Here is a 23,932-nt window from a genome sequence, read left to right as displayed (position 1 = left end):
TCTTCGCATCATCGGGTTGCGTATCGCCTTGAATCTCAAAGGCCGATCTCGCGACCACCTTTCCAGATGCGCGCGAGCGTCCCGTCCCGATCAATGTGCAAAATGTCGGCCGCGGCTCCCGGTGACAGACGTCCGATTTGCGTTTGCCCTATCAGATCGGCCGGATGGCGACTGGCCATGTCCAGCGCCTGCGGAAAGGCAATATCCGCCACATCACAGACGTTCCGAACCGCGTCCAGCAAGGTCAGATGGGCCCCTGCCAAAGTACCATCGGCCAGCGTCAACCGATCGCCATCCCGGTGGATTTCCCGGCCATTCAGCCGAAAGCATTCGATATCCGACCCCGCGGTCGCCATGGCGTCGCTGACCAGAAAAATGTGTCCCGGACCTGTCTTGGCCCGAATGGCATTGCGCAGAGATGCCGGGTGAACATGGATTTTGTCGGCGATAATGCCCGCAGAAAACTGCCCCAATGCAAGGGCCGCGCCAACGGTTCCCGGCTCTCGATTGCCCATCTGGCTTTGGGCGTTGAACAGATGGGTGATACAGCGCGCACCCGAATGTGCCGCTGCCGCGCAATCATCAAAACCCGCATCGGTGTGGCCCAGAGAAACAAGGACACCGGCATTCGCCAAATTCCGGATCTGCTCAGCAGAGACATTTTCAGGGGCGACGGTGACTTTGAGTACCGGCATCTTGGTCGCCGCCTGCAGGAGCATCTCCAGATCGGCGTGCTCCATCGGTCGGATCAACGCGGCGTCATGCGCGCCCTTGCGCGATGGGGATAAATGGGGCCCTTCGAGATGCAGGCCAAGAACGCCGGGTACACCTTCGGCCACTGCCTCTGCGACTGCTGCGACTGCCTGCCTCGTGACCTCGGGTGTGTCGGTGATCAGTGTGGGCAGGATGGACGTCGCACCAATCCGGGCATGAGCGTCGGCCATCCGGCGCAGCGTTTCAACCTCAGGGGCGTTGTTGAACATCAGCCCATTACCGCCATTGACCTGCAGGTCAACAAATCCCGGTGCCAAAACTCCCCCGTCCAGTTCAATCCGTTCCACGGTCGGGCTGACATCGGCGACCGGCATCACGGCCTCAATAACACCTTGGCGATACAATAAGGCATGGGCGGGCTGAACGCCGTCTGACGTCAGGATATCCGCACCGACCAAGGCTTGAAGGGCTTCGCTCATACGGTTTCCGTCACCTTGTTCAGATGCCTTGGCTTATCTGGGTCTATGCCGCGAGACGCGGCAAACGCCTCAACCATCGAATAAAAGGTAACGATCAAGCTGAGCGCATCCGTCAGCGGGTGCTCGGTTCTGACGTGATCCACCTTGGCGGCCCGGGTGACTTTGTCCGATGTTGCAAAGACACGCGCGCCCTTGGCGCTGATTGCATCAGCGACCTCAGCGAGCGCCGGTTCCGCAGCATCGGCTGTGGCAAAGCTCAACACCGGAAAACCCTCTGCGACGATGGAAACCGGTCCGTGAAGCACCTCGGCCGAGGAATAGCTTTCCGCGTGCAACTGGCAGGTTTCCTTGAATTTCAGAGCCGCCTCGTTCGAAACGGCCAGCGCCTGACCCCGGCCCAGCGTGAACAAGGACGGGTTTTCGCCGATTGCCGCACGCACCTCGGGCCAGTTGATATGGGCGGCGTCCGACATTTGCCGCGGCAATGCGCGGATCGCGGACAAAAGACGCTCGTCCCCGGCCCATTCGGCCAGCACCCACAGACCGGCAACCGCCGACGTCACAAAGGTCTTCGTGGCCGCAACACTCAGCTCAGGGCCCGCTTGAATATCAATCAGATGAGAACTGGCCTCGGCCAGAGGTGAAGACGCATCGTTGGTCAAGGCAATTGCGGCCGCACCATCCCGGCGCGCATTTCGCGCCATCGACAGGATATCCGGGCTTTTGCCGGACTGAGAAACCGACAGGCACAGGCTGTTCTGCAGCTTGAGACGTGCATTATAAATCGATGCAATCGATGGCCCGACGGACGCAACCGGAGTTCCCAGCAGGATCTCGGATGCGTATTTCAGATATGTGCAAACGTGGTCCGAAGACCCCCGTGCAACGGTCACAATGAAAGACGGGTCCAAGTCCCGCGCCATCGCAGCGGCATCCGATATGTCTTTCGCGCCGCGAACCAGCAGGCGCTCCACGGCCTCGGGTATCTCGTCGATTTCCCGGCGCATCTGGGTGATTTGAGTTTGCATTGTGTTTCCTAGTTGTTGGCCAAACGCAGCTCGGCCACAAAGTCATAGGCGTCGCCGCGATAGATAGAGCGGGTGAATTCGACGACACGCCGGTTGGACAGGTAAGATGTACGCACGATGCGCAGACCCGCGGCACCGGTTTCGACACCCAGCAAGGCTGCGTCGTCGCTCTCCAGATTCACTGCGGATATCCGTTGCAAAGCACGCACGGGTCGGTTCCCATCGCGTTCGAGGACTTCATACAGCGAGGATTCGACCTCCAGCGGCTTGGGCAGGATGTCAATCGGCAACGACGCACGTTCGATGGCCATGGGTCGATCATCTGCACGCCGGAGCCGCGAAATACGGGCAACCGCCTCGCCCGAGGACAAGGCCAGCGCCATGACTTCTTCCGGAGACGGGGAGTGGATGCCGCGATCCAGCCACTCGCTGGTGGACTCCATCCCGCGACGGCTCATGTCCTCGGTAAACGATGTCAGGCGCGACAGTGACTGTTCGACCCGCGGGGTGCCGTCGGCCACAAAGCTGCCGGACCCCTGGCGCTGAACTACGATACCCCGGTCCACGAGATCCTGCATCGCCCGGCGCACAGTCACGCGCGACAGGCCCGTCAGGCTGGCGATCTCTCTTTCCGCCGGCAAGGGGGCGCTTTCGACCAGCAACCCCATTTCTATGCTTTCTTCGATCCGTTTGCGCAGGCGGACATAGCGGGGTCCGGCGTCCTGCATCCAGTCGTCGGGTCTCAGAAAGCTCTCTATGGTTTCTGCGGTCATGACGCCCCCATCCTGGCCTGATCCGCCAATCGGCCCGCCAGTTGCAAAGCGCCATCGAGAGCCGTTCCAGCAGGTTCGATCCGACCCTGACCGATCCCCTCGGGCAAATAGTCGAAGTAATGTGGGGCAACGCCGCCTATGGCGCACACCTGCTCTCCCTCGGCAAAGCCAAGAGCGTGCAATCCGCCGACGATGTAATCCGCACCTGCCCGCATCAATTCCTGTGCGATCGGATCGCCAGACTGCGCGGCCGCGACAATCTGAGGGGCAAACTCTGCAGTATCCGACGGGCGGGAGGTTCCTGAAAACGCCACGATCTGCATCGGATCATCGCGGAAGCGGGCGCTGATTTCCCGGGTGAAGGCGCTGTGCGGTTCTATTCCGTCCATTGCCAGCAAAACCCGCCGCAACACCTGAGTGCCCAGCCAGTTTCCCGACGCCTCATCCCCGATCAATGGGCCGTAGCCGCCGATGAATGTAATGTCGCCATCGACCTGTCGGGCCAAGAATGACCCCGTTCCGATGCCGATCAGACATCCGTCTTGCGCACCCAACGCGCCCACGACGGCGGACCTCCGGTCATCTTCAACTTGAATGATGCGCGACGGCAAGTGCCGGGCGACTTCGGATGCAACGCTGGCACCGGTCACGCCGGCAAGGCCCGCATAAACCGGAATGCCGGCCAGATCGGTACGCGACAGCCCAGCCTGATCCGCCAGACGCGCCAAACCCGTGTTCAGCGTCCGTATGGCTGCGTCACGATCAGAAAACACGTTGGCACTGCCAAGCGTGATCTCAAATTGGCCCGTTGGCGCGGTCATCGCAAACCGGCAGCGTGTGCCGCCACCGTCTATTGCAATCAGGTATGGGAGAGACTCGACCATATAGATACCTTTACAATACCTTTTGGCGGAAGAAAAGACCAATACTCAACCTTAGCCACCAAAAGGCTTAAAAATCTCCGGTTTTCCACAGTATTTAAACAAGAGGTGGACAAAAGGTATTAAAAAGGTATTTAGTGGGTCCACCAAAGGGGAATCACATGTCGCCGCAAGTGCTGCCGCAAACCGAAATGCTGCGTGACGAAGCCAAGGGTCTGGATCAGCGTTCAGATACAGACATTCTTGGGCAACTGCTGGAGTCGCAAAAGGCGGCTCTGTCGGGCCTCAACAATTGCCTGACGGACCTTTCAGATGGCGCAGCACTTTTGGTCAAAGCAATCGAAGCCGGGGGACGTATCTACTACGCAGCCGCAGGATCGTCGGGTCTCATGAGCCTGGCCGATGGCGCTGAGCTGCCCGGCACCTACGGATTGTCACCAAGCCTGATCTCGATCTGCATGGCTGGTGGAGTGCCCACGGAGGCAGATATGCCCGGTCACACCGAAGACGATTCCATGGCGGCTAAAACAGCCTCACAATCGGTCGGGCCAAATGACGCCGTTATCGCCGTCTCTGCCAGTGGCTCCACGCCCTACCCGCTTGAGTTTGCCCGGATTGCGCGCTCCAAGGGCGCCAGCACCATATGCATCGCCAACAACAAAAACGCGCCGTTGTTCGAATTCGCCGAGTGCGCGATTTTCCTGGACACGCCGCCGGAACTGATCGCAGGATCGACACGCATGGGGGCCGCCACGGCGCAAAAGGCGGCGTTGAACATGATGTCAACGCTGATGGGTGTCCGCCTCGGGCACGTCCATGACGGCATGATGGTCAATGTCGTAGCCGATAACCACAAGCTGCGTCAGCGCGCCGAGGGTATCATTCAGAATATTGCTGGCGTTTCCGATGCCGAGGCCCACGCCGCATTGAACAATGCTTCGGGCAATCTCAAACACGCGGTGTTGCTGGCTTTGGGTGCAAAAGACTTGGCGCATGCCGAGCAATTATTGAACCAGTCCGGCGGGCATCTGCGGCCGGCCCTTCAACAGATTTGAACGAAAACAAAACACTAGGGAGAGAAGACCATGAAACTTAAATCGCTCAGTGCAATCTTGCTGGCGTCATCCGCTCTTGCGGGCGCGGCGCAGGCCGAAACCGTCCTGACGATCGAAAGCTGGCGCAACGACGATCTGGCGTTGTGGCAGGAAAAGATCATTCCGGCATTTGAAGCTCAGAACCCAGACATCAAGATCAACTTCGCGCCTTCGGCCCCGGCAGAATACAACGCGGCGCTGAATGCCAAGCTCGACGCGGGTTCGGCCGGCGATCTGATCACCTGCCGCCCCTTCGATACGTCCCTGGGTCTTTACGACGCCGGGCATCTGGCCGATCTGTCCGATCTGGCTGGAATGGCCAACTTCTCGGATGTGGCCAAATCTGCCTGGCAGACGGATGACGGGGCGGCCACCTTCTGCGTTCCAATGGCGTCGGTCATCCACGGGTTCATCTATAACAAGGACGCGTTCAACGAATTGGGCCTGTCTGTCCCGCAGACCGAAGCCGAGTTCTTCGATGTCCTCGCCAAGATCAAGGAAGACGGCAGCTATATCCCGATGGCCATGGGCACCAACGACCAGTGGGAAGCGGCCACGATGGGTTACAACAACATCGGCCCGAACTACTGGAAAGGCGAGGAAGGTCGTCTGGCGCTGATCGAGGGGTCCCAGAAACTGACGGACGACGCGTGGATCGCGCCCTATCGCCAATTGGCGAAATGGGGTGAGTATCTGGGCGATGGTTATGAGGCGCAGACCTATCCCGACAGCCAGAACCTGTTCACGCTCGGGCGCGCCGCGATCTACCCGGCTGGCAGTTGGGAAATCAGCGGTTTCAACAATCTCGCCGATTTCGAGATGGGCGCATTCAAGCCGCCGGTCCAGAATGCGGGCGACACCTGCTATATCTCGGATCACACCGATATTGCCATCGGCCTGAACGCAGCCTCGCCCAATGCCGAAGCTGCACGGACCTTCCTCGACTGGGTCGGATCGGAAGAGTTTGCGACGATCTATGCAAACGCCCTGCCCGGCTTCTTCTCGCTGTCCAGCTTTGACGTCGCGATGGAAGACCCGCTGGCGCAGGAATTCGTCAGCTGGCGCGGGGATTGCGGATCGACCATCCGGTCGACCTATCAGATCCTGTCGCGCGGAACTCCGAACCTTGAAAACGAGACCTGGAACGCCTCGGCTCAGGTGATCAAGGGCGAGGAAAGCCCGGAAGACGCCGGCAAACGGCTGCAGGATGGCCTGGCCTCCTGGTACGCGCCACATCAGTAATCCACTCACGAAGCAAACGGATCCGGCCGAAAGGCCGGACCCACCCCGGAACCATCGAGGCACGACATGGGCAACAGCCGCATCAAATGGCACATCGTGGTATTTTTGGCGCCCGCGGTGTTGGTCTATTCCGCCGTCATGGTCTTTCCCTTGTTCAACACGTTGCGTCTGGCGCTCTACACAGAGGTCGACCAAACGCGCGTCTTTGTAGGACTTGCCAATTTCCGCACGTTGTTCGGAGATCCATTGTGGTCCGAGTCGTTCTGGAATGCCTTGGGCAACAACTTCTGGTTTTTCTTCATTCACATGCTGGTCCAGAACCCGATCGGAATTGCGCTGGCCGCCATGCTCAGCCACCCAAACCTGCGATTTGCCGCCTTTTACCGGTCTGCCATTTTCATTCCGACCATCCTGTCCTTTGTGATCGTCGGCTTTGCATGGAAGCTGATCCTGTCTCCGATCTGGGGAATTGCGCCGGATATGCTGGCGGCGATTGGCCTCAAGTCGCTGTTTGCGCCATGGCTTGGCAAAGAGGAATACGCGCTGACGACATTAGCGCTTATCTCGGTCTGGCAATTCATCGGCATCCCGATGATGCTGATCTATGCCGCCCTTCTGTCGATCCCGGAAGAGATCCTGGAAGCCGCAGAGGTCGAAGGCATCACAGGGCTCGCCGCCTTCTGGAAAATCAAACTGCCACTGATCCTGCCGTCGATCGGCATCATCTCGATCCTGACATTTGTCGGCAATTTCAACGCGTTTGACCTGATTTATGCGTCGCAAGGCGCGCTGGCCGGGCCGAATTTCTCGACGGATATTCTGGGCACGTTCATGTACCGCACCTTCTTCGGCTTTCAGCTGCAACTGGGCGATCCACATATGGGATCGGCCATCGCGACAGGTATGTTCTTCATCATCCTGACGGGGGTTTGCCTGTACCTGTTCCTGATCCAAACCCGCATCCGTCGGTATCAGTTCTGAAGGCGTACCGATCATGAACAAAGCTCGCAGAAACCCGTTCAACCTCGCCGCAATGCATGGCGCGCTGATCCTGTACACCCTGATCGCGCTGTTCCCCGTCTTTGTGATCATCATCAACAGCTTCAAGTCGCGCAAAGCGATCTTTCGGGAACCGCTGGCCCTGCCCGACGCTGAGAGCTTTTCGATGATCGGGTACCAGACGGTGATGAAGCAGGGCGATTTCTTCCTGTATTTCCAGAACTCGATGATTGTGACCGTCGCATCGCTGTTCTTCATTCTGCTGTTTGGTGCGATGGCGGCCTTTGCGCTGAGCGAGTACCGGTTTCGGGGCAATACCCTGATGGGGCTCTATCTTGCCCTAGGCATCATGATCCCGATCCGCATCGGCACGGTTGCGATTCTGGACATGATGGTGGCGACGGGCCTTGTGAACACGTTGATGGCGCTGATCCTTGTTTACACAGCGCAAGGGCTGCCGCTTGCGGTATTCATCCTGTCCGAGTTCATGCGCCAGGTCAGCGACGACCTCAAGAACGCGGGCCGCATCGACGGGTTGAGCGAATACACCATCTTTTTCCGGCTCGTCCTGCCGCTGGTGCGTCCGGCCATGGCGACCGTGGCGGTGTTCAACATGATCCCAATCTGGAACGACCTGTGGTTCCCACTGATCCTTGCCCCGGCCGAAGAGACCAAGACCCTGACGCTGGGCAGCCAGGTTTTCATCGGGCAGTTCGTGACCGACTGGAACGCGGTCCTGTCCGCGCTCAGCATGGCGATCCTGCCGGTGATGGTGCTGTATGTCATCTTCTCGCGGCAACTGATCCGTGGGATTACGTCGGGGGCCGTCAAATGATCCGGGTCCTTGTTGCAGGTCTGGGCAATATGGGGCTGAGCCACGCGTTGGCGCATCACGCTCATCCCGACGCGAAAATCGTCGGGCTGGTGAACCGCAGTGGAGAGGTCGGCAACGCCGACCTGCAGGGTTATCCGATCTATACCGATTTTCACACGGCACTGGCGGAAACGAATCCTGATCTGGTCGTTGTTGCCACCTATTCCGACAGTCATGCCGACTATGCTTGCGCAGCGATGGAGGCCGGGGCACATGTGTTTGTCGAAAAACCGCTCGCCACCACGGTCAAAGATGCCCGGCGGGTGGTCGAGACGGCCATCGCAACACACCGCAAGCTGGTGGTTGGGTATATCCTGCGCCACCACCCCTCGTGGATGCGCCTGATATCCGAGGCGCGTGCTCTCGGCGGGCCATATGTCTTTCGCCTGAACCTGAACCAGCAATCGACCGGTCCCACATGGGAAACGCACAAAGCCCTGATGCAGACCACCTCACCCATCGTGGATTGCGGTGTCCACTATGTCGATGTGATGTGCCAGATCACGGATGCCCTGCCCGTGCGCGTCAATGGAATGGGTCTGCGCCTGTCGGATGAGATCGCGCCGGACATGTACAATTACGGCCAGTTTCAGGTCGTGTTCGCGGATGGCTCGGTCGGATGGTACGAGGCCGGGTGGGGTCCGATGATGTCGGAAACCGCGTTTTTCGTGAAGGACATCGTCTCACCCAACGGCGCGGTGTCGATCACCGAAGGCAATAAGGGCCACTCGGATGACGTGGACGGGCATACCAAGGTCGGCGGCATCCTTGTCCACCGCCCCTCAGGTGACACGCTGATCGAAATGACCGGCGAACCCGGGCATCAGGATCTGTGCGACGCGGAACAGTCTTACATGCTGCGGGCGATCTCCGAGGATATCGATCTGGCCCGCCATATGAACGACGCCGTGCAATCCCTGCGCATCTGCCTTGCCGCGGATGAAAGCATAAGAACCGGCCAGCCGGTCGACCTGAAGGAGACGTAACGTGACCGCCCTGACACTGAGCAACGTGTGCAAGTCCTTCGGACAGGTCGAAGTGCTGAAAAACATCGACCTGACCGTCGAAGAAAACGAGTTTGTGGTCTTCGTCGGGCCTTCGGGATGCGGCAAGTCCACGCTATTGCGCGTGATCGCGGGGCTTGAGGATGCAACTTCGGGCAGCGTGGATATCGGCGGACAGCAGGTGAATGATGTGCCACCGGCCAAACGCGGAATAGCGATGGTGTTCCAGTCCTACGCGCTCTATCCGCACCTGACAGTGCGGGGAAACATGGCGCTGGGCCTGAAACAGGCGGGCCATTCCAAGGATGAGATCGCCAGCCGCATCGCCGAAGCCAGCCGGATGCTATCGCTGGACCCTTACCTTGAGCGTCGCCCCGCAGAGTTGTCGGGCGGGCAGCGCCAGCGGGTAGCCATCGGTCGCGCAATCGTACGCAACCCCAAGCTTTTCCTGTTTGACGAACCGTTGTCGAATCTCGACGCGGCCCTGCGGCTGAACACCCGGGTCGAGATTGCCAACCTGCACAGGCAAATCAGTGCCAGCATGATCTATGTCACTCATGATCAGACCGAGGCGATGACGCTGGCCGACAAGATCGTGGTTCTGCGGGACGGACGCGTTGAACAGGTGGGCAGCCCGATGGAACTTTATAACAATCCAGCCAATCGGTTTGTGGCGGAATTCATCGGCTCACCCGCCATGAACTTTGTTCCGGCGGACATGATCGGCGGCAGCACCGGCACCGTTTTTGGCATCCGACCGGAATACGCGCGGCTGGAGGACAAGGGTGCATTGTCAGGGACGGTCGTTCACGTCGAAAATCTCGGGGCCGATACCAACGTCTTGGTCAATATCGGGACAGACAGGCCATTCACCGTACGCGCGTTTGGACAGCACGATGTGTCACCCGGCAGCAACGTCTGCATCTCGTTCGAGCAAGGCAACGTCCTGGCATTTGGTGCGGATGGGTTGAGGGTGTGACCTGTTTTGCTCCTCTGCCGCCTATTCGTTCTGCGAGAGCTGAGCTCGAATCGGGCGGTGAACCGGCGAAAACCGGACCGCTCCTGACCGGCGACTTTACACAATGTGACAAGGCAGGAACGGTGGCATCGGCGCGGGACAATGGTGCGCACCACGCTTCACCGCGTCTCTACGATAGAGCCGTGTGCACCGCGAAGAGAAGCCGCATGGCGCCTTGGTGTAAGCCGTCACTCGAAACCATCAACATGCTAAGGTGTTGGTTTTAATTTAAAATGGCGCACCTGAGAGGATTCGAACCTCTGGCCTCTGCCTTCGGAGGGCAGCGCTCTATCCAGCTGAGCTACAGGTGCCTTGGCCGTTAGCTAACCTTGTTCCGATCCGTGTGCAACTGCAAATCTATTGCAGGCGGGCGGGTTGAGGCCGGTCAAATCAGACGGCCTCAGGCAAACAAATCATGCGCCAGCTCCAGAGCATCGATCAAAGTATCGACCTCATCCGTGGTGTTATAGAGGCCAAAGCTCGCGCGGCATGTTGCCGTCACGCCCAGATGATCCATCAACGGTCCCGCACAGTGATGGCCCGCACGTACCGCAACGCCTTTCTTGTCGAGAATGGTGGATACGTCATGCGCATGCCCTGCCCCGTCCAGCGTGAAACTGAAAATCGCGGCCTTGTCCGGCCGGGTGCCCTGCACCTGCAGCCAGTTCAAGCCGGTCAGGCGCTGCATCGCGTAGTCCCGCAACCCGGATTCATGGGCTGCGATATTCTCCATCCCCAGATCCATCATGTAGTCGAGAGCGGCCCCCAAACCGATGATCTGCACGATACCCGGCGTGCCCGCTTCGAATTTCATCGGCGGATCGTTGTAAATGACCTGATCCTTGCTGACCTCCTTGATCATGTCGCCGCCACCGATGAACGGGCGCATCTCGGCCATGCGCTCGGACTTGATGTAAATCGCGCCCGAGCTTGAAGGGCCGTAGAGCTTGTGCCCGGTGATTGCATAGAAATCGCATCCGATGTCGTCCACATTGACCGGCATATGCACTGCGCTCTGACTTCCGTCCACCAGAACGGGAACGCCCCTAGCGTGGGCGCCTTCGGTGATGGCTTTGATATCAACAACCGTGCCCAGAACATTCGAACAATGCGTCAATGCGACCAGCTTGGTTTTTGGCCCAATGGCCTCAATCACCGCCTGCGGGTCCAGCCCGCCATCCGCGTCCACGTCCACCCACTTCAACACAACGCCCTGACGTTCGCGCAGAAAATGCCAGGGCACGATGTTGGCATGGTGTTCCATCACGCTGAGTAGAATCTCATCCCCGGCCTGCAGGCGCGGCATGGCCCAGCCATAGGCAACCAGGTTGATCCCTTCGGTCGTGCCGGAATTCAGAACGATCTCATCCTCGTTCGACACGCCCAGAAACCGTGCAATCGTTCCACGCACCGCCTCGTATTTCTCGGTGGCGAGATTGGACAGGTAATGCAGACCGCGATGCACATTCGCATATTCCTCGGCATAGGCGCGGGTCACAGCGTCGATCACCACCTGCGGCTTTTGCGCCGACGCGCCATTGTCCAGGTACGTCAGCGGTTTCCCATTCACCTGACGCGACAGGATCGGAAAGTCAGAGCGGATTTTCTGCACATCATACATAGGTTTGTCTTCCTAGACGGGCCCGGCCGGGGTCAACATGAGAACGAAAGGAACCGCAATCAGGCCCGAGAGCAAAATCACCACAAAGGCCTTGCCCAGCGATCCAAGCTGATGCGCTTCATTCAAAAAATGCAGGGTGATGTAGAGGCTGAGCAATGCAATGGCCAGCGTCAGCGGCAGCATGAAAAACGGCATCGCCAAGCTGACCAACAGCGAGAACAGCAAGGCCGCGACCTGCAGAAACTGCAACCAGATCGTCAGCACCATCATATCGTCAAAGGTGCCCGTACCGCCAAAGAGACGTCCGACATACAAAAAAGCCAGGATGCTCAGCATCATGGCCCCGGCGGATTTCAGCAAAATCAACGGCACAGGGTCGGGTTCGGTCAGCGCATCAGCTTCGGCCGCCCGCACGAACACGTCGATACCAAGCTGGACCATGCAGTTAAGCACGACCGCCAGAAAAAACGCGAGCCACAGGACTTCGCGCCCGGGTTTCAACTCCAACAGGCGGCGGGCGGCCTCTGCCGGTTTGGTCAGCGTCAATACCGCCAGATTGCTCAGGAAAACCGTGTTCATTGCTCGGACCTTTGCACTTGTCTCAGACCGGATAACCAGAACCAGACAAAAACAGCAACCCAAACGACACCCACAACCGTCAAAGTCGGTCCCGGGCCGATAAATCCGGCGACCAGACCATTAAGCAACACCAACGGCGTCGAGGACAACAAGGCCCAGAACAACGCCAGACGCGCGCCGTAGGCCGTTCCCTGGCCACCGGTCAGGCGCGCGCCCCAATGGGACACCATCGCCAAAGCGTAAAAGAACAGTGGCAAAATGAACACTGAGCCCAACAAGGCCCCGCCCAGAAGCATGTTCAGGTCCGAACCTTCCAGATGCGCACGACGCGCAAGAGCAGGCGTTTGTGCAACGAAGGCCACCGCGCAAAACGCCATCACAAAGGCCAGCGCACGATCTTCGCGCGGCCCCATATCCAGCAGCCGGCGCACAACGCGCCCCGGCCCCCGGTACGTCGCCACAATATCTGTCGAAACGGGCATTAGCTGCGCCGCGCCAACCAACCTTCCAGACGATCCACAATGGCTTCGGCCAACGCAGCGTCTTCGATCTCGTCCACCGCTTCGGCCAGGAAGGCGAGTGTCAGCATGTTGGTGGCGTCCTTGATCGGAACACCGCGGGATCTGAGGTAAAAGAGCGCATCTTCGTCGATCGCCCCCGATGTCGAGCCATGCGAACAGGCCACATCGTCCGCGTAGATTTCAAGTTCAGGTTTGGCGAGGAACTGGCTGTCCTCATCCAACAGCAGGGATTGACTGATCTGATAGCCGTCGGTCTTCTGCGCGCCCTCCTTGACCAGGATCTTGCCCTGGAACACACCGGTGGCCCCGTTGCGCAGGACTTTCTTGAACACCTGGCGGCTTTCGCAGTTCACCGCGTCATGTGTCACAAAAACAGTGTCATCGTGATGAAAGTCGCCATCCCCGACACAGGCGCCAGCCACATGAGCGACGGCGTCATCGCCGGTCAACTCGATCACCTGCTCGTTCCGAGTCAGCACGCCGTTCACAGTCAGGGTGAATGATTTGTAAACAGATTCCTTGCCCAGACGCGTGAACATATGTGTCGCCGCGCGGCGCTCATGATCTCTGCCCTGCGCGCGGACATGATGCAGGGTGCCGCCGTCGGCGATATCGATCTCCATGCATTTGTTGAACCGCGAGGCCGCCGGACCGGTTTCCAGAATCGTCACCTCCGCGTCACTTTCCACGCGGATGACGTGGTGCAGAATCGCGTCGGACGTGGCCGAGGCGTGGCGATAGATAAAGTTGATGGGCTTGGACGGTTTCCCGCTCACATGGATCGCTACGCCGTCCGAGGCGAAGGCTGTGTTCAACGCCGCCAGAGGACGGGCAACAGGGGTTTGCCCGCGCGCCTCGAGCACGCCATACAAGTCTCTGGCCCAGTGGATGTCCTTGCAGCAGATGTCTTCAAGACGATCTATACTGACACCCTCCAGAGACAGATCATCAGATTCCTCCGGGCTGAAGACACCGTCGACAAAAACGATCTTCAGGCGGTCCAGATCATCAAAGACCAAGGTCTCGTCGTCCTGAAACACAGCCGCAGGCAATGCAGCCACCGACACCAGAGTGTCTGGCTTGGTGTATTTCCAGTATTCGTCGCGGCGCCCCGGCAAGCCGGTTTCCAGCACACGGGCCAGTGCATCCTCGCGCGCGGCGCGGGTGCAACCGGCATCGGGCATGGTCAGCGCGGCCAGCCGCGCCTCGGTCGCGGTTTGTTTGACTTCGGGTACGGCCATCAGTTCACCTCGGCGAGAATATCGGCATAGCCGTTGTTTTCGACTTCAAGCGCCAGTTCCGGACCTCCGGATTTCACAATGCGCCCGTCGGCCATGATGTGCACGACGTCCGGTTTGATGTGATCCAACAGGCGTTGATAATGGGTAATGACCAAAAAGCCGCGTCCTGTATCGCGCAGCGCATTCACGCCCTCGGCCACCAGTTTCATGGCATCGACATCGAGACCCGAATCCGTCTCGTCCAGAATGCACAGCTTGGGCTCCAGCATGGCCATCTGTAGGATTTCGTTGCGTTTTTTCTCGCCGCCCGAGAACCCGACATTGACCGGGCGCTTCAGCATTTCGGCGTCGATTTTCAACGATTTCGCCTTGGCACGGATTTCCTTCAGGAAGTCGGCCGCGGACAATTCTTCTTCACCCCGCGCCTTGCGCTGGGCGTTCACGGCGGTCCGCAAGAAGGTCATGTTGCCGACCCCGGGAATTTCCACCGGATACTGGAACGCCAGGAACACACCGGCGGCGGCGCGCTCTTCCGGTTCCATCTCCAGCAGGTCCTCGCCCTCGAGCGTGGCCGATCCGTCGGTCACTTCGTACCCGTCACGACCGGACAGCACGTAGCTCAGCGTCGATTTGCCCGAACCGTTAGGGCCCATGATCGCATGCACCTTGCCGGCCTCAACCGTCAGGTCGACACCGCTGAGGATTTCCTTTTCCTCTTCTTCAAGTTTCACGTGCAGGTTCTTGATATCCAGCATTTTTTGTCCTTTTGCGTATCGCAAGGGGCGCTTTGGCCCCGGTCAGTTCCTATCCCAGCATTCGGCGGATCAGGCGTGCCGCAACCCAACCCAGGATTGCGCCTCCGCCCACTGCCCAAACCGGGTTGATGAAGTCCATGTAGTTGATGTTGACGTAGGCAACGCCCAGCAAGCCGCCCAGAACCGGAAGTGCATATCCCAGTACGGTCAGCACATCATCCTTCTGGATGCGGTTCCGGGGTGAACGCGTCATCAACCAACAGAGCCTTCCAGCGAGATCGCGACGAGCTGCTGCGCTTCCATCGCAAATTCCATCGGCAACGCCTGGAGCACGTCCTTGCAGAACCCGTTGACCACCAGCGCCACGGCCTCTTCCTCGTCCATACCGCGTTGGCGGCAGTAGAACAGTTGGTCATCGTCCACCTTCGAGGTGGTGGCTTCGTGCTCGACACGGCTCGAGTTGTTCTTGACCTCGATATACGGCACCGTGTGCGCCCCGCATTTGTCACCGATCAGCAAGCTGTCGCATTGCGTATAGTTGCGGCTGTCTTTCGCCTTGGGGTGCATGGATACAAGCCCGCGATAGGTGTTCTGTGCTTTGCCGGCACTGATCCCTTTCGACACGATCCGCGACTTGGTGTTCTTGCCCAGGTGAACCATCTTGGTGCCAGTGTCGGCCTGCTGATAGTTGTTGGCAATCGCGATCGAGTAGAATTCGCCCTGACTTTCGTTACCCCGCAGGATGCAGGACGGGTACTTCCACGTCACAGCCGAGCCGGTTTCGACCTGGGTCCACATCACCTTGGACCGGTCACCCCGGCAGTCGGCACGCTTGGTCACAAAGTTGTAAATACCACCCTTGCCGTTCTCGTCACCGGGGAACCAATTCTGAACCGTCGCGTATTTCACCTCGGCATCTTCTTCGACGATGATCTCAACGACCGCCGCATGCAGTTGCGCGGTGTCGCGCTGCGGCGCGGTGCACCCTTCCAGATAGGACACGTACGAGCCCTTGTCGGCGATGATCAACGTGCGCTCGAACTGGCCGGTGTTTTCCGCGTTGATGCGGAAATACGTGCTCAGCTCCATCGGGCATCGGACACCCGGCGGGATGTAGACGAAGGACCCATCCGAGAATACGGCCGAGTTCAGCGTGGCATAGAAATTGTCCGACACCGGAACCACAGTCCCGAGGTACTTTTTGACCAATTCGGGATGTTCTTTGATCGCCTCGGAAATCGAGCAAAAGATGACACCGGCCTCTTTCAGCTCTTTCTGGAAAGTCGTCCCCACGGACACTGAATCAAACACCGCGTCCACCGCAACCTTGCGGCCCTCGGCGGGTGCCGCCGCGGCGCCTTCGACGCCCGCCAGAATCATCTGTTCTTTCAGGGGGATACCCAGCTTTTCGTATGTGGCCAGAAGCTTGGGATCAACCTCATCCAAAGATTTGGGCTTTTCTTCCATCGACTTGGGACGGGCGTAATAATACTGGTCCTGAAAATCGATCGGAGGATAGTGCACCATGGCCCATTTGGGCTCTTCCATCTGTGTCCACCGCTCGAACGCGGCCAGGCGCCACTCGGTCATCCACTCTGGCTCTTCGTTCTTTTCTGAGATCAGCCGCACGATATCCGGGTTTACGCCTTTTGGCGCGTATTCCATTTCGATATCTGTATCCCAGCCGTATTTGTAGGTTCCGACCTCACGCACCGCATCCACGGTTTCCTGATCGACACCCTCTTTCACCTGGGTCTGGTCCAATGCGGCCATGTCTTACCCTCCTTCAGATCACGCGGCGCGCGCGCGATGCTTTTTCTCTTTTTCCAGCCACGTTTCGGCGAAACGCAGCACGTCTTCTTCCGTTGTCAGGGGACCCAGCGATACGCGGATCGCGCTGGCTGCTGTCACCTCATCGTATCCCATCGCAGTCAGAACCGCGCTGGCGCGAACCTTGCCGCTGGAACAGGCAGAGCCCGCGCTGACCGCAAAACCCGACAGATCCATCTGCATCACCTGCGTCTCGCCCTTCCATCCGGGGCAGGCAAAACACGAGGTATTTGGAAGGCGCTTCTGGCCTTTCCCGACAAAAATAGGTGATTTAGTTCCGGCCTCAAGAGCACTTTCTAGAATATTTCTAAATTCAGCAATCTGATCCCAGACACCATTGACAAGATCGTGCGCGGCTGCTTCAGCTGCGGCCCCGAACCCCGCGATTCCAATTACATTTTCCGTCCCGGAGCGTCGGCCCATTTCCTGTCCGCCGCCTTTGATCTGCGCCGCCAGATCGGTTCCGCGCTTCATTACGACGGCACCGACACCCTTGGGCCCGCCCAATTTGTGAGCCGACACCAGCGCCATCTGCGCCCCCAGCCAATTGAACGCGATCGGCAGTTTGCCGAAGGCCTGTGTTGCATCCGTCAAGGCCAACCCATCCGGCAGGTCCTGAACGATCCCGGTTTCCGAGTTGGCCAGTTGCAGCGTGGAGCGCTCGGGGCTTTCCGGCGTGACCAGTCCTTGCCCGGAAACGCCCAGATCCTCGACCGACCACGCCCTGACCGCGTCATGCTCAATCGCTGCGCCGTGCAGACCCCGCCCGGCCATCGTCAGCGCAGCCCCTTCGGTCGACCCCGACGTGAACACAATATCCGCACCATCCGCACCAAAGGCCGCCGCAACCTGCGCGCGGGCTTTCTCGATCACCGACTTGGCCGCGCGGCCTTCGGCATGAACCGATGAGGGATTGCCGCAGACATCCATGGCCGCGATCATCGCGTCGCGCGCCTCGGGCCGCAGCGGGGTCGTGGCGTTATGATCCAGATAAACGCGTTTCATGGATGCATCTTTTTCCACACAGAAATCATATGCCGACGGTGCCCCAATTTCTCAGTCGTCGACAACGGCAAACAGGCTGGGAACCGCCGGGCACGGCGCCAGATCGTTCTGGATCACATCGGACAAACGGGTCTGGTGCAAAAACACATAGACATGAGCACTCAGCCCTTCCCAAAGGCGGTTGGTCATCGACTGCGCCTTGCTGCCCGACGAGGCCCCGGACGCACCCGCGCCCTTGTGCATCGCATCCACGGTCTCATCAACGGCGGACAATACCTCGACCACACGGATCTCCGACGCGGGACGCGCAAGGCGATATCCCCCGCCAGGTCCACGAACGGACGTGACCAGTTCGGCCCGGCGCAGCTTGACGAACAATTGCTCAAGATAAGGAAGAGAGATGTCCTGGCGCTCGGAAATCTCACCAAGCGTGACCAGCGCATCCGGTGATTGCAACGCAATGTCGGCCAAGGCCACCATGGCATAACGACCTTTGGTCGACAGCTTCATTGAACATCCCTCGCGGCAGGCACGCGCGAAATCATTGACGCCGCCGCAGCCAGTGCGTATCTCCGACAAACAGCGTCATTGCGCAGTGCAAACTAGTTAGAACCATTCTAAAGTGCCTGATGGATACCGTCAAGTATATCCCCGGGCCAGCAGAGAAAAAGACAGGACCAAAGCACACATGCCCGAGGTGATTTTTCCCGGACCCGAAGGCCGCCTGGAAGGCCGCTACCACCCGCAAAAGGAAAAAGACGCACCGATCGCCATCGTGCTTCACCCGCATCCACAGTTTGGCGGGACCATGAACAACAAGGTGGTCTACAACCTGCACTATGCGTTCTACAACATGGGGTTCACCGTGTTGCGGTTCAATTTCCGCGGCGTGGGACGCAGCCAGGGCGAATACGATCAGGGCGTGGGGGAGCTGAGCGATGCGGCCTCGGCGCTGGATTATCTGCAATCCATGAACAACAACTCGAAACACTGCTGGGTCGCGGGGTTCTCGTTTGGCGCTTGGATTGGCATGCAGTTACTGATGCGCCGCCCGGAGATCACCGGGTTCATCAGCGTATCGCCCCCGGCGAACATGTATGACTTTTCCTTCCTGGCGCCCTGCCCGTCTTCGGGCCTGATCATCAACGGATCCGCTGACCGGGTCGCGCCACCTGCCGATACAACCGCGTTGGTCGGCAAGCTGCACGAGCAAAAGGGCATCACCATCACTCACACCGAGGTCGAAGGGGCCGATCACTTCTTCCAGGACCGCCACATGGACACGCTGATCACCAATGTCAGCGACTATGTAAAGCGCCGCCTCACCGAGACCACGCGCTGATGTCCGACACCATCACCACTCTTGCGTCTAAACTGGCCGAAGACACGATGAAGGTTATGGATGAGACCGGAGAAGACCGTTTCTTTGTCGAGGTCGGCGAGGTTTTGGGCGCGGCCTCTCAGTCTTTGGAGGAAGCCTATCTGACCGAAATCCGGGTCCGCCTGGCAGAGCGCAAGGCGCGTCAATTCCTGATCAAGCGGCTGTCCGAGCACCGGTCGAAACTGAAGGCAATCGAAAAGCAATGACGGACCGCCTGTCGGCACAGATCGGGTTCCTCAAGCAGGCAGACAGGTTGAAAACGGTTGAGCGCGCAAATGTCCTGCTCGACCAGAGCCGCGCGGAAAACTCTGCCGAACATAGCTGGCATCTGGCGCTATGGGCGCTGGTCATGGCACCGCTGGCCGATGCGGACGTGTCAATCGACCGGGTGATCCGCATGTTGCTGCTGCATGATCTGGTAGAAATCATCGTGGGTGATCATCCGATTCATCTAAACACCAACTGGGAGGCTGTTGCAAAAGCCGAGCAATCCGCTGCTCTGAACGTGTTCGGCCTCCTGCCCGACGACCAGTCGGATCAATTTCTGGCGCTGTGGCACGAGTTTGAGGCCGACGAGACACCGGATGCCCGTTTTGCCAAGATCCTGGACCGGTGCCAGCCCTTGTTTCAGGTTTTGTGCGCAAAACAGCCTCGGCCAGATCATCTGGATGTTGTGCGGGCGAATCTGGATGGCGGGCGGGCAGCCTACTTGGCCGATGCGTTTCCCCAGGCGTTCTCGCATGCCGTAGGTCTGCAGACCGGCAACGAGACAAACAGCACATCCTTCACGGATCGGCTGCCGTTCCTGGCCGAAGCGGATCAATTGAAGTCGGTAATGCGCGCCTCGCGCCTGATTGCCGGCCAGCGCTTTGAAAACTCTGCCGAGCATTCATGGCATGTGATGTTGTATGCGTGGGTTTTGTCCGAGTATGCGGGCCATGACGTTCAGGTCGACCGCGTTCTTTGCATGCTTTTGCTGCATGATATTGTCGAAATAGACGCCGGAGATCATCCGATCCACGGACAGGTTGATCATGACGCGCAAGCCGCCAAAGAAAATGCAGCGGCGCGCCGGTTGTTCGGCCTGCTTCCCAGGGATCAAGGGACGGCGTTCCACGGCCTTTGGCACGAGTTCGAAGCCGCGGTCAGCCCGGATGCAAGATTTGCCAAGGGGATTGACCGGCTTCAGACCCCGATCGCCAATCTCGAAACCGATGGTGGCTCGTGGATTGACTACGATGTCACGTATCCCCAGATCGAATCTCGTGTCAGACCCGCGATTGAGCAAGGAGCGCCACAACTCTGGGAATGGCTTGAGCCGCAACTGATAGCGTATTTTACAGCCAACCAAGCCGTAAACATCTGATAACTTAAATGAAAAAGGAGCCCTAAGGCTCCTTTTTCCCAACTTTTGTCCTAACGGCGCTAAATCACGCTACCATCGAACTGTTGAACCGAATGGGCTGCATCAGTTTTGACGGACCCCCCGCCTGCAAGCCACCCAAGCGCCGCTATCAGTGCCGAAGCAACAATGACGGATTTTACAAATGTCGTCATGAAACAATACTCGTTAACAAATCATTAATAACGACCGTGATTGTACACAAAAACAGGTTTACCTAAAGTCAGGTAAACCTGACCCAGTCGCATTGTATTTCTGTCAGAATGGGCCGGAATCTTCTTGCCTCATTTCAAAAGATCGTGCTCAACCCGACTGTGCAAATCCGGTGCAAAGGTGTGTATCATGCCCAAAGCGTATTTAATCTTGATGCTGGCCGTTGTGGCGGAAACGATCGGCACAACCGCATTGCAGGCGAGCCAGCAATTCACCCGATTCTGGCCGTCGGTTCTGGTTATTGTGGGATACGGGTGCGCCTTTTACCTTTTGGCCCTGACACTCAAGGTCATGCCGGTGGGCGTGGTATACGCGGTCTGGTCCGGTCTTGGCATCTTCTTCATCGCTATCATCGGCTTTGTTGTGTTCGGCCAGAAACTCGACTGGCCCGCGGTGCTTGGATTGTCGCTGATTCTGGTCGGTATCCTGGTCATTCACCTGTTTTCCAAGACGGCTGGCCATTGAACGCGCGTTTGGGCTGGTATCTTTTGCCAAGCCGCGCTATGCGCCGGGCCAACCTCCCGTTCAAAGGCTGACCTCTCATGGACCTGCGCAATATCGCAATCATCGCTCACGTGGACCACGGCAAGACAACGCTGGTGGATGAGCTGCTGAAGCAATCCGGCGCGTTCCGGGAAAATCAGGCTGTGGCCGAGCGTGCCATGGACAGCAATGATCTGGAACGGGAACGGGGCATTACCATTCTGGCCAAGGCCACTTCGGTCGAGTGGAAAGGCACCCGGATCAACATCGTCGACACTCCCGGCCACGCCGATTTCGGAGGCGAGGTCGAGCGCATCCTCAGCATGGTCGACGGTGTCGTGCTGTTGGTCGATGCTGCCGAAGGTCCAATGCCGCAGACCAAATTCGTGACCTCCAAGGCACTGGCGCTGGGTTTGCGCCCCATTGTGGTACTGAACAAGGTCGACAAACCCGACGCGGAACCGGACCGGGCGCTGGATGAGTGTTTCGACCTGTTCGCAAACCTGGGCGCCGATGACGATCAGCTGGATTTTCCAGCCATGTACGCCTCTGGCCGGTCCGGTTGGGCCGATATGGAACTGGACGGGCCCCGAAAGGACCTGAACGCCCTGTTCGATCTGATCGTCGATCACGTCCCCGCACCCGAACAGGCCTCCCGAAAAGATGAACCGTTCCGAATGCTGGCCACCACGCTGGGCAGCGATCCGTTCATCGGTCGCATCCTGACCGGACGCGTCGAAAGCGGAACTTTGAAAGCCGGCGAGAGCCTGAAAGCAATCAGCCGGGATGGCGGTCTTATCGAGAATTTCCGTGCGTCTAAGATCCTGGCATTCCGAGGTCTGAGCCAGCAGCCCATCGACATCGCCGAAGCGGGTGACATCGTCACCATCGCCGGCATGAGCAAGGCCACCGTGGCCGACTCGCTGGTCTCTCCGCAAGTGGACGAGGCCCTGCCCGCTCAGCCGATCGACCCGCCCACCATCACCGTGACCTTCGGCATCAACGATTCGCCGCTCGCCGGTCGTGACGGCAAAAAGGTGCAGTCGCGCGTGATCCGGGACCGGCTGATGAAAGAAGCCGAATCCAACGTTGCGATCCGCATCAGCGACACACCCGGTGGCGAGGCCTTTGAAGTTGCCGGTCGGGGCGAACTGCAGATGGGTGTTCTGATCGAAAACATGCGCCGCGAAGGGTTCGAGCTTAGCATCTCGCGCCCGCAGGTTCTTTTCCGCGAAGAAGATGGCCAGCGGCTGGAACCCATAGAGGAAGTCACCATCGACGTGGATGACGAGTTCTCGGGCGCCGTGATTGAAAAGGTCACCGGTGCACGCAAGGGCGAACTGGTCGAGATGCGCCCGGCAGGCGCCGGAAAGACCCGCATCATCGCCCACGTCCCCTCGCGGGGGTTGATTGGCTATCACGGAGAGTTCTTGACCGACACGCGCGGGACCGGTGTTCTGAACCGCGTGTTCCATGGGTGGGCACCGCACAAAGGTCCGATTCCCGGCCGTCGCGCGGGCGTTCTGATCTCGATGGAGAAGGGTCAGGCCGTGGCCTATGCGCTGTGGAACCTTGAGGAGCGTGGCCGGATGTTTGTCAGCCCGCAGACAGATGTCTACCAGGGCATGGTGATCGGCGAGCACTCACGCGACAACGATCTGGAAGTGAACCCGTTAAAGGGCAAGAAACTGACCAATGTGCGGGCGAGCGGCTCTGATGAGGCCGTCCGTCTCACACCACCAATCCAGTTTTCACTGGAAGAGGCGATTGCCTATATCGATGACGATGAACTGGTCGAAGTCACGCCGAACGCCGTACGGCTTCGCAAGCGGTTCCTGGACCCGCATGAACGCAAACGGATGGCGAAATCGGCCTGATCCGCTCGGCCATGCATGTGGCCGAACAGGAAACAATGGCATTAGTGTGACATTTTTTCATCCATTCCAAAAATGATGGGAAATGCAGAAGCTGCCGTAAGGTAAGCGTTTCCACATGTTTTTTCAGAACATTCTACCTGTGGTGGAGTTAAATCCCGATGATCACCTTGATTGCCCCTTGTAAATCGGGCCAGAGAAAGGTGTATTTACGGCCAAAGTGTGACGTCGTTCATACAAGGCCCGACTCATTTGGGGCATAAGAACGGCGTAGTTGAGTAATGAGTTCCAAGGAGTTGCGCTATGCGTATTAAGTCCCGTTTGTTATCTTTCGTATTTGTTTCGGCCGCCGCGCCCATGATTTCAGCTGCACCTGCCCTGGCTGCAGAAATGTGCACGGTCAAAACTGCCAGACAATCCGTATCCACTGAAACGCTGTGTGCCTGCACGGTTGTTGACTCCCGCATGCTGCGCTACATCCAACGCCGCGCGGATTTTGAAGATATCCTGGCCCAGACCCTGCAAGTCTGCCCGGCTTTTGCAGCGGTTCTGACTGACTTCCCCACTGCATCGATTGGTGTTGCCGATCAAAGATCCGGCGATGGCGCATCTGACGAAGGCGGCGGGGGCGGTAACAATGGCGGCGGCGGTGGTAGCAACGGCGGCGGCGACGAAGGCGGCGACGAAGGCGGCGACGAAGGCGGCGACGAAGGCGGCGACGAAGGCGGCGACGAAGGCGGCGATGAAGGCGGCGACGAAGGCGGCGATGAAGGCGGCGACGAAGGCGGCGACGAAGGCGGCGACGAAGGCGGCGATGAAGGCGGCGATGAAGGCGGCGACACTGGAAGTGTCTCCAACGTCTGAATGAGCTAAGATTAACAAATCAAAAAAACGCCGGCGCAGCTCTCTCCGTGCGCTGGC

Annotated in this window: 25 protein-coding genes and 1 tRNA gene; 12 read left to right on the top strand and 14 right to left on the bottom strand. The window is 58.8% G+C overall.

Going from position 1 to position 23,932, the window contains the following annotated elements:
• Nucleotides 1-35: 35 nt before the first annotated feature.
• Genes nagA through ACR3E0_RS10220 form a run of 4 tightly spaced genes read right to left on the bottom strand, consistent with a single transcriptional unit; the run spans nucleotide 36 to nucleotide 3,878 of the window.
• Nucleotides 36-1,193 carry an N-acetylglucosamine-6-phosphate deacetylase gene (gene nagA / locus ACR3E0_RS10235; RefSeq protein WP_480478667.1) on the bottom strand — a complete coding sequence of 386 codons (1,158 nt, stop codon included), beginning with the start codon at nucleotides 1,191-1,193 and terminating at the stop codon, nucleotides 36-38.
• Nucleotides 1,190-2,221: an SIS domain-containing protein gene (locus ACR3E0_RS10230; protein ID WP_480478666.1), complete on the bottom strand. Its 1,032-nt coding sequence runs from the start codon at nucleotides 2,219-2,221 to the stop codon at nucleotides 1,190-1,192. Before ACR3E0_RS10230 ends, nagA begins: the two co-directional genes overlap by 4 nt.
• Nucleotides 2,222-2,229: 8 nt before the next feature.
• Nucleotides 2,230-2,994 (bottom strand): GntR family transcriptional regulator, encoded by a 765-nt coding sequence (locus tag ACR3E0_RS10225; protein ID WP_480478665.1) that lies wholly within the window; start codon nucleotides 2,992-2,994, stop codon nucleotides 2,230-2,232.
• On the bottom strand, nucleotides 2,991-3,878 hold the full coding sequence (locus tag ACR3E0_RS10220; RefSeq protein ID WP_480478663.1) for a glucosamine kinase nucleotide-binding domain-containing protein: 888 nt from the start codon (nucleotides 3,876-3,878) through the stop codon (nucleotides 2,991-2,993). The genes ACR3E0_RS10225 and ACR3E0_RS10220 overlap by 4 nt, the downstream gene beginning before the upstream one ends.
• A gap of 158 nt (nucleotides 3,879-4,036) precedes the next feature.
• Between ACR3E0_RS10220 and ACR3E0_RS10215 the strand changes: the two genes are divergently transcribed.
• The 6 genes from ACR3E0_RS10215 (at nucleotide 4,037) to ACR3E0_RS10190 (ending at nucleotide 10,067) form a co-directional block, all read left to right on the top strand.
• Entirely contained in the window at nucleotides 4,037-4,930 is an 894-nt protein-coding gene (locus ACR3E0_RS10215) for an N-acetylmuramic acid 6-phosphate etherase (protein WP_480478662.1), read from the top strand.
• Nucleotides 4,931-4,960: 30 nt separating this feature from the next.
• A complete protein-coding gene (locus tag ACR3E0_RS10210) occupies nucleotides 4,961-6,211 on the top strand; it encodes an ABC transporter substrate-binding protein (protein WP_480478660.1) in 1,251 nt (416 codons plus the stop codon).
• Between the two features lie 66 nt (nucleotides 6,212-6,277).
• Nucleotides 6,278-7,192: a carbohydrate ABC transporter permease gene (locus ACR3E0_RS10205; protein ID WP_480478658.1), complete on the top strand. Its 915-nt coding sequence runs from the start codon at nucleotides 6,278-6,280 to the stop codon at nucleotides 7,190-7,192.
• A 13-nt stretch (nucleotides 7,193-7,205) separates the two neighbouring features.
• Nucleotides 7,206-8,045 carry a carbohydrate ABC transporter permease gene (locus tag ACR3E0_RS10200; protein WP_480478656.1) on the top strand — a complete coding sequence of 280 codons (840 nt, stop codon included), beginning with the start codon at nucleotides 7,206-7,208 and terminating at the stop codon, nucleotides 8,043-8,045.
• Nucleotides 8,042-9,070, top strand: coding sequence for a Gfo/Idh/MocA family protein (locus ACR3E0_RS10195; protein ID WP_480478654.1), 1,029 nt, complete (start codon nucleotides 8,042-8,044; stop codon nucleotides 9,068-9,070). Before ACR3E0_RS10200 ends, ACR3E0_RS10195 begins: the two co-directional genes overlap by 4 nt.
• Nucleotide 9,071: 1 nt before the next feature.
• Nucleotides 9,072-10,067, top strand: a complete 996-nt coding sequence (locus ACR3E0_RS10190; RefSeq protein WP_480478652.1) for an ABC transporter ATP-binding protein — start codon at nucleotides 9,072-9,074, stop codon at nucleotides 10,065-10,067.
• Between the two features lie 273 nt (nucleotides 10,068-10,340).
• Here the strand turns inward: ACR3E0_RS10190 and ACR3E0_RS10185 are convergent.
• The 10 genes from ACR3E0_RS10185 to iscR all read right to left on the bottom strand — a co-directional run bounded on the left by ACR3E0_RS10185 (nucleotide 10,341) and on the right by iscR (nucleotide 18,168).
• Nucleotides 10,341-10,417 (bottom strand) — tRNA-Arg (locus ACR3E0_RS10185).
• Nucleotides 10,418-10,506: 89 nt separating this feature from the next.
• Entirely contained in the window at nucleotides 10,507-11,727 is a 1,221-nt protein-coding gene (locus ACR3E0_RS10180; protein WP_480478650.1) for a cysteine desulfurase, read from the bottom strand.
• Between the two features lie 12 nt (nucleotides 11,728-11,739).
• Nucleotides 11,740-12,306 (bottom strand): Yip1 family protein, encoded by a 567-nt coding sequence (locus ACR3E0_RS10175; protein ID WP_480478648.1) that lies wholly within the window; start codon nucleotides 12,304-12,306, stop codon nucleotides 11,740-11,742.
• Nucleotides 12,303-12,788, bottom strand: coding sequence for a YIP1 family protein (locus ACR3E0_RS10170; RefSeq protein ID WP_480478646.1), 486 nt, complete (start codon nucleotides 12,786-12,788; stop codon nucleotides 12,303-12,305). Before ACR3E0_RS10170 ends, ACR3E0_RS10175 begins: the two co-directional genes overlap by 4 nt.
• Nucleotides 12,788-14,068, bottom strand: a complete 1,281-nt coding sequence (locus ACR3E0_RS10165; RefSeq protein ID WP_480478644.1) for a SufB/SufD family protein — start codon at nucleotides 14,066-14,068, stop codon at nucleotides 12,788-12,790. Before ACR3E0_RS10165 ends, ACR3E0_RS10170 begins: the two co-directional genes overlap by 1 nt.
• Nucleotides 14,068-14,823 (bottom strand): Fe-S cluster assembly ATPase SufC, encoded by a 756-nt coding sequence (sufC, locus tag ACR3E0_RS10160; RefSeq protein ID WP_480478642.1) that lies wholly within the window; start codon nucleotides 14,821-14,823, stop codon nucleotides 14,068-14,070. The genes ACR3E0_RS10165 and sufC overlap by 1 nt, the downstream gene beginning before the upstream one ends.
• Nucleotides 14,824-14,872: 49 nt before the next feature.
• Nucleotides 14,873-15,076 carry a hypothetical protein gene (locus ACR3E0_RS10155; protein ID WP_480478640.1) on the bottom strand — a complete coding sequence of 68 codons (204 nt, stop codon included), beginning with the start codon at nucleotides 15,074-15,076 and terminating at the stop codon, nucleotides 14,873-14,875.
• Complete coding sequence (sufB, locus tag ACR3E0_RS10150) at nucleotides 15,076-16,596, bottom strand: Fe-S cluster assembly protein SufB (RefSeq protein ID WP_480478638.1); 1,521 nt, start codon at nucleotides 16,594-16,596, stop codon at nucleotides 15,076-15,078. The genes ACR3E0_RS10155 and sufB overlap by 1 nt, the downstream gene beginning before the upstream one ends.
• Before the next feature lie 18 nt (nucleotides 16,597-16,614).
• Nucleotides 16,615-17,658 carry a cysteine desulfurase family protein gene (locus tag ACR3E0_RS10145; RefSeq protein ID WP_480478636.1) on the bottom strand — a complete coding sequence of 348 codons (1,044 nt, stop codon included), beginning with the start codon at nucleotides 17,656-17,658 and terminating at the stop codon, nucleotides 16,615-16,617.
• A 51-nt stretch (nucleotides 17,659-17,709) separates the two neighbouring features.
• On the bottom strand, nucleotides 17,710-18,168 hold the full coding sequence (gene iscR, locus ACR3E0_RS10140) for a Fe-S cluster assembly transcriptional regulator IscR (RefSeq protein WP_480478634.1): 459 nt from the start codon (nucleotides 18,166-18,168) through the stop codon (nucleotides 17,710-17,712).
• Between the two features lie 178 nt (nucleotides 18,169-18,346).
• Here iscR and ACR3E0_RS10135 point away from each other — a divergent pair, with 178 nt between their 5' ends.
• The 6 genes from ACR3E0_RS10135 to ACR3E0_RS10110 all read left to right on the top strand — a co-directional run bounded on the left by ACR3E0_RS10135 (nucleotide 18,347) and on the right by ACR3E0_RS10110 (nucleotide 23,875).
• Nucleotides 18,347-19,000, top strand: a complete 654-nt coding sequence (locus ACR3E0_RS10135; RefSeq protein WP_480478632.1) for an alpha/beta hydrolase — start codon at nucleotides 18,347-18,349, stop codon at nucleotides 18,998-19,000.
• On the top strand, nucleotides 19,000-19,245 hold the full coding sequence (locus ACR3E0_RS10130; RefSeq protein ID WP_480478630.1) for a hypothetical protein: 246 nt from the start codon (nucleotides 19,000-19,002) through the stop codon (nucleotides 19,243-19,245). The genes ACR3E0_RS10135 and ACR3E0_RS10130 overlap by 1 nt, the downstream gene beginning before the upstream one ends.
• On the top strand, nucleotides 19,242-20,405 hold the full coding sequence (locus ACR3E0_RS10125) for an HD domain-containing protein (protein WP_480478628.1): 1,164 nt from the start codon (nucleotides 19,242-19,244) through the stop codon (nucleotides 20,403-20,405). Before ACR3E0_RS10130 ends, ACR3E0_RS10125 begins: the two co-directional genes overlap by 4 nt.
• A gap of 378 nt (nucleotides 20,406-20,783) precedes the next feature.
• A complete protein-coding gene (locus tag ACR3E0_RS10120) occupies nucleotides 20,784-21,119 on the top strand; it encodes a DMT family transporter (RefSeq protein WP_480478626.1) in 336 nt (111 codons plus the stop codon).
• Between the two features lie 77 nt (nucleotides 21,120-21,196).
• Nucleotides 21,197-23,014, top strand: a complete 1,818-nt coding sequence (typA, locus tag ACR3E0_RS10115) for a translational GTPase TypA (RefSeq protein ID WP_480478624.1) — start codon at nucleotides 21,197-21,199, stop codon at nucleotides 23,012-23,014.
• A 300-nt stretch (nucleotides 23,015-23,314) separates the two neighbouring features.
• Nucleotides 23,315-23,875, top strand: a complete 561-nt coding sequence (locus tag ACR3E0_RS10110; RefSeq protein ID WP_480478622.1) for a hypothetical protein — start codon at nucleotides 23,315-23,317, stop codon at nucleotides 23,873-23,875.
• The last annotated feature ends 57 nt before the right edge of the window (nucleotides 23,876-23,932 follow it).

The sequence above is a fragment of the Ruegeria sp. AJ12 genome, assembly GCF_056536245.1.
This window is presented reverse-complemented; position numbering and strand designations above follow the sequence as displayed.

Coding starts and splice junctions, on each gene's coding strand:
- ACR3E0_RS10220 (WP_480478663.1), bottom strand. CDS start 3,878: ATGGTCGAGTCTCTCCCATACCTGATTGCAATAGACGGTGGCGGCACA.
- ACR3E0_RS10170 (WP_480478646.1), bottom strand. CDS start 12,788: ATGCCCGTTTCGACAGATATTGTGGCGACGTACCGGGGGCCGGGGCGC.
- ACR3E0_RS10205 (WP_480478658.1), top strand. CDS start 6,278: ATGGGCAACAGCCGCATCAAATGGCACATCGTGGTATTTTTGGCGCCC.
- ACR3E0_RS10110 (WP_480478622.1), top strand. CDS start 23,315: ATGCGTATTAAGTCCCGTTTGTTATCTTTCGTATTTGTTTCGGCCGCC.
- iscR (WP_480478634.1), bottom strand. CDS start 18,168: ATGAAGCTGTCGACCAAAGGTCGTTATGCCATGGTGGCCTTGGCCGAC.
- ACR3E0_RS10155 (WP_480478640.1), bottom strand. CDS start 15,076: ATGACGCGTTCACCCCGGAACCGCATCCAGAAGGATGATGTGCTGACC.
- ACR3E0_RS10130 (WP_480478630.1), top strand. CDS start 19,000: ATGTCCGACACCATCACCACTCTTGCGTCTAAACTGGCCGAAGACACG.
- ACR3E0_RS10225 (WP_480478665.1), bottom strand. CDS start 2,994: ATGACCGCAGAAACCATAGAGAGCTTTCTGAGACCCGACGACTGGATG.
- ACR3E0_RS10180 (WP_480478650.1), bottom strand. CDS start 11,727: ATGTATGATGTGCAGAAAATCCGCTCTGACTTTCCGATCCTGTCGCGT.
- sufB (WP_480478638.1), bottom strand. CDS start 16,596: ATGGCCGCATTGGACCAGACCCAGGTGAAAGAGGGTGTCGATCAGGAA.
- ACR3E0_RS10120 (WP_480478626.1), top strand. CDS start 20,784: ATGCCCAAAGCGTATTTAATCTTGATGCTGGCCGTTGTGGCGGAAACG.
- ACR3E0_RS10165 (WP_480478644.1), bottom strand. CDS start 14,068: ATGGCCGTACCCGAAGTCAAACAAACCGCGACCGAGGCGCGGCTGGCC.
- ACR3E0_RS10210 (WP_480478660.1), top strand. CDS start 4,961: ATGAAACTTAAATCGCTCAGTGCAATCTTGCTGGCGTCATCCGCTCTT.
- sufC (WP_480478642.1), bottom strand. CDS start 14,823: ATGCTGGATATCAAGAACCTGCACGTGAAACTTGAAGAAGAGGAAAAG.
- ACR3E0_RS10215 (WP_480478662.1), top strand. CDS start 4,037: ATGTCGCCGCAAGTGCTGCCGCAAACCGAAATGCTGCGTGACGAAGCC.
- ACR3E0_RS10135 (WP_480478632.1), top strand. CDS start 18,347: ATGCCCGAGGTGATTTTTCCCGGACCCGAAGGCCGCCTGGAAGGCCGC.
- ACR3E0_RS10125 (WP_480478628.1), top strand. CDS start 19,242: ATGACGGACCGCCTGTCGGCACAGATCGGGTTCCTCAAGCAGGCAGAC.
- typA (WP_480478624.1), top strand. CDS start 21,197: ATGGACCTGCGCAATATCGCAATCATCGCTCACGTGGACCACGGCAAG.
- ACR3E0_RS10200 (WP_480478656.1), top strand. CDS start 7,206: ATGAACAAAGCTCGCAGAAACCCGTTCAACCTCGCCGCAATGCATGGC.
- ACR3E0_RS10230 (WP_480478666.1), bottom strand. CDS start 2,221: ATGCAAACTCAAATCACCCAGATGCGCCGGGAAATCGACGAGATACCC.
- ACR3E0_RS10175 (WP_480478648.1), bottom strand. CDS start 12,306: ATGAACACGGTTTTCCTGAGCAATCTGGCGGTATTGACGCTGACCAAA.
- nagA (WP_480478667.1), bottom strand. CDS start 1,193: ATGAGCGAAGCCCTTCAAGCCTTGGTCGGTGCGGATATCCTGACGTCA.
- ACR3E0_RS10195 (WP_480478654.1), top strand. CDS start 8,042: ATGATCCGGGTCCTTGTTGCAGGTCTGGGCAATATGGGGCTGAGCCAC.
- ACR3E0_RS10145 (WP_480478636.1), bottom strand. CDS start 17,658: ATGAAACGCGTTTATCTGGATCATAACGCCACGACCCCGCTGCGGCCC.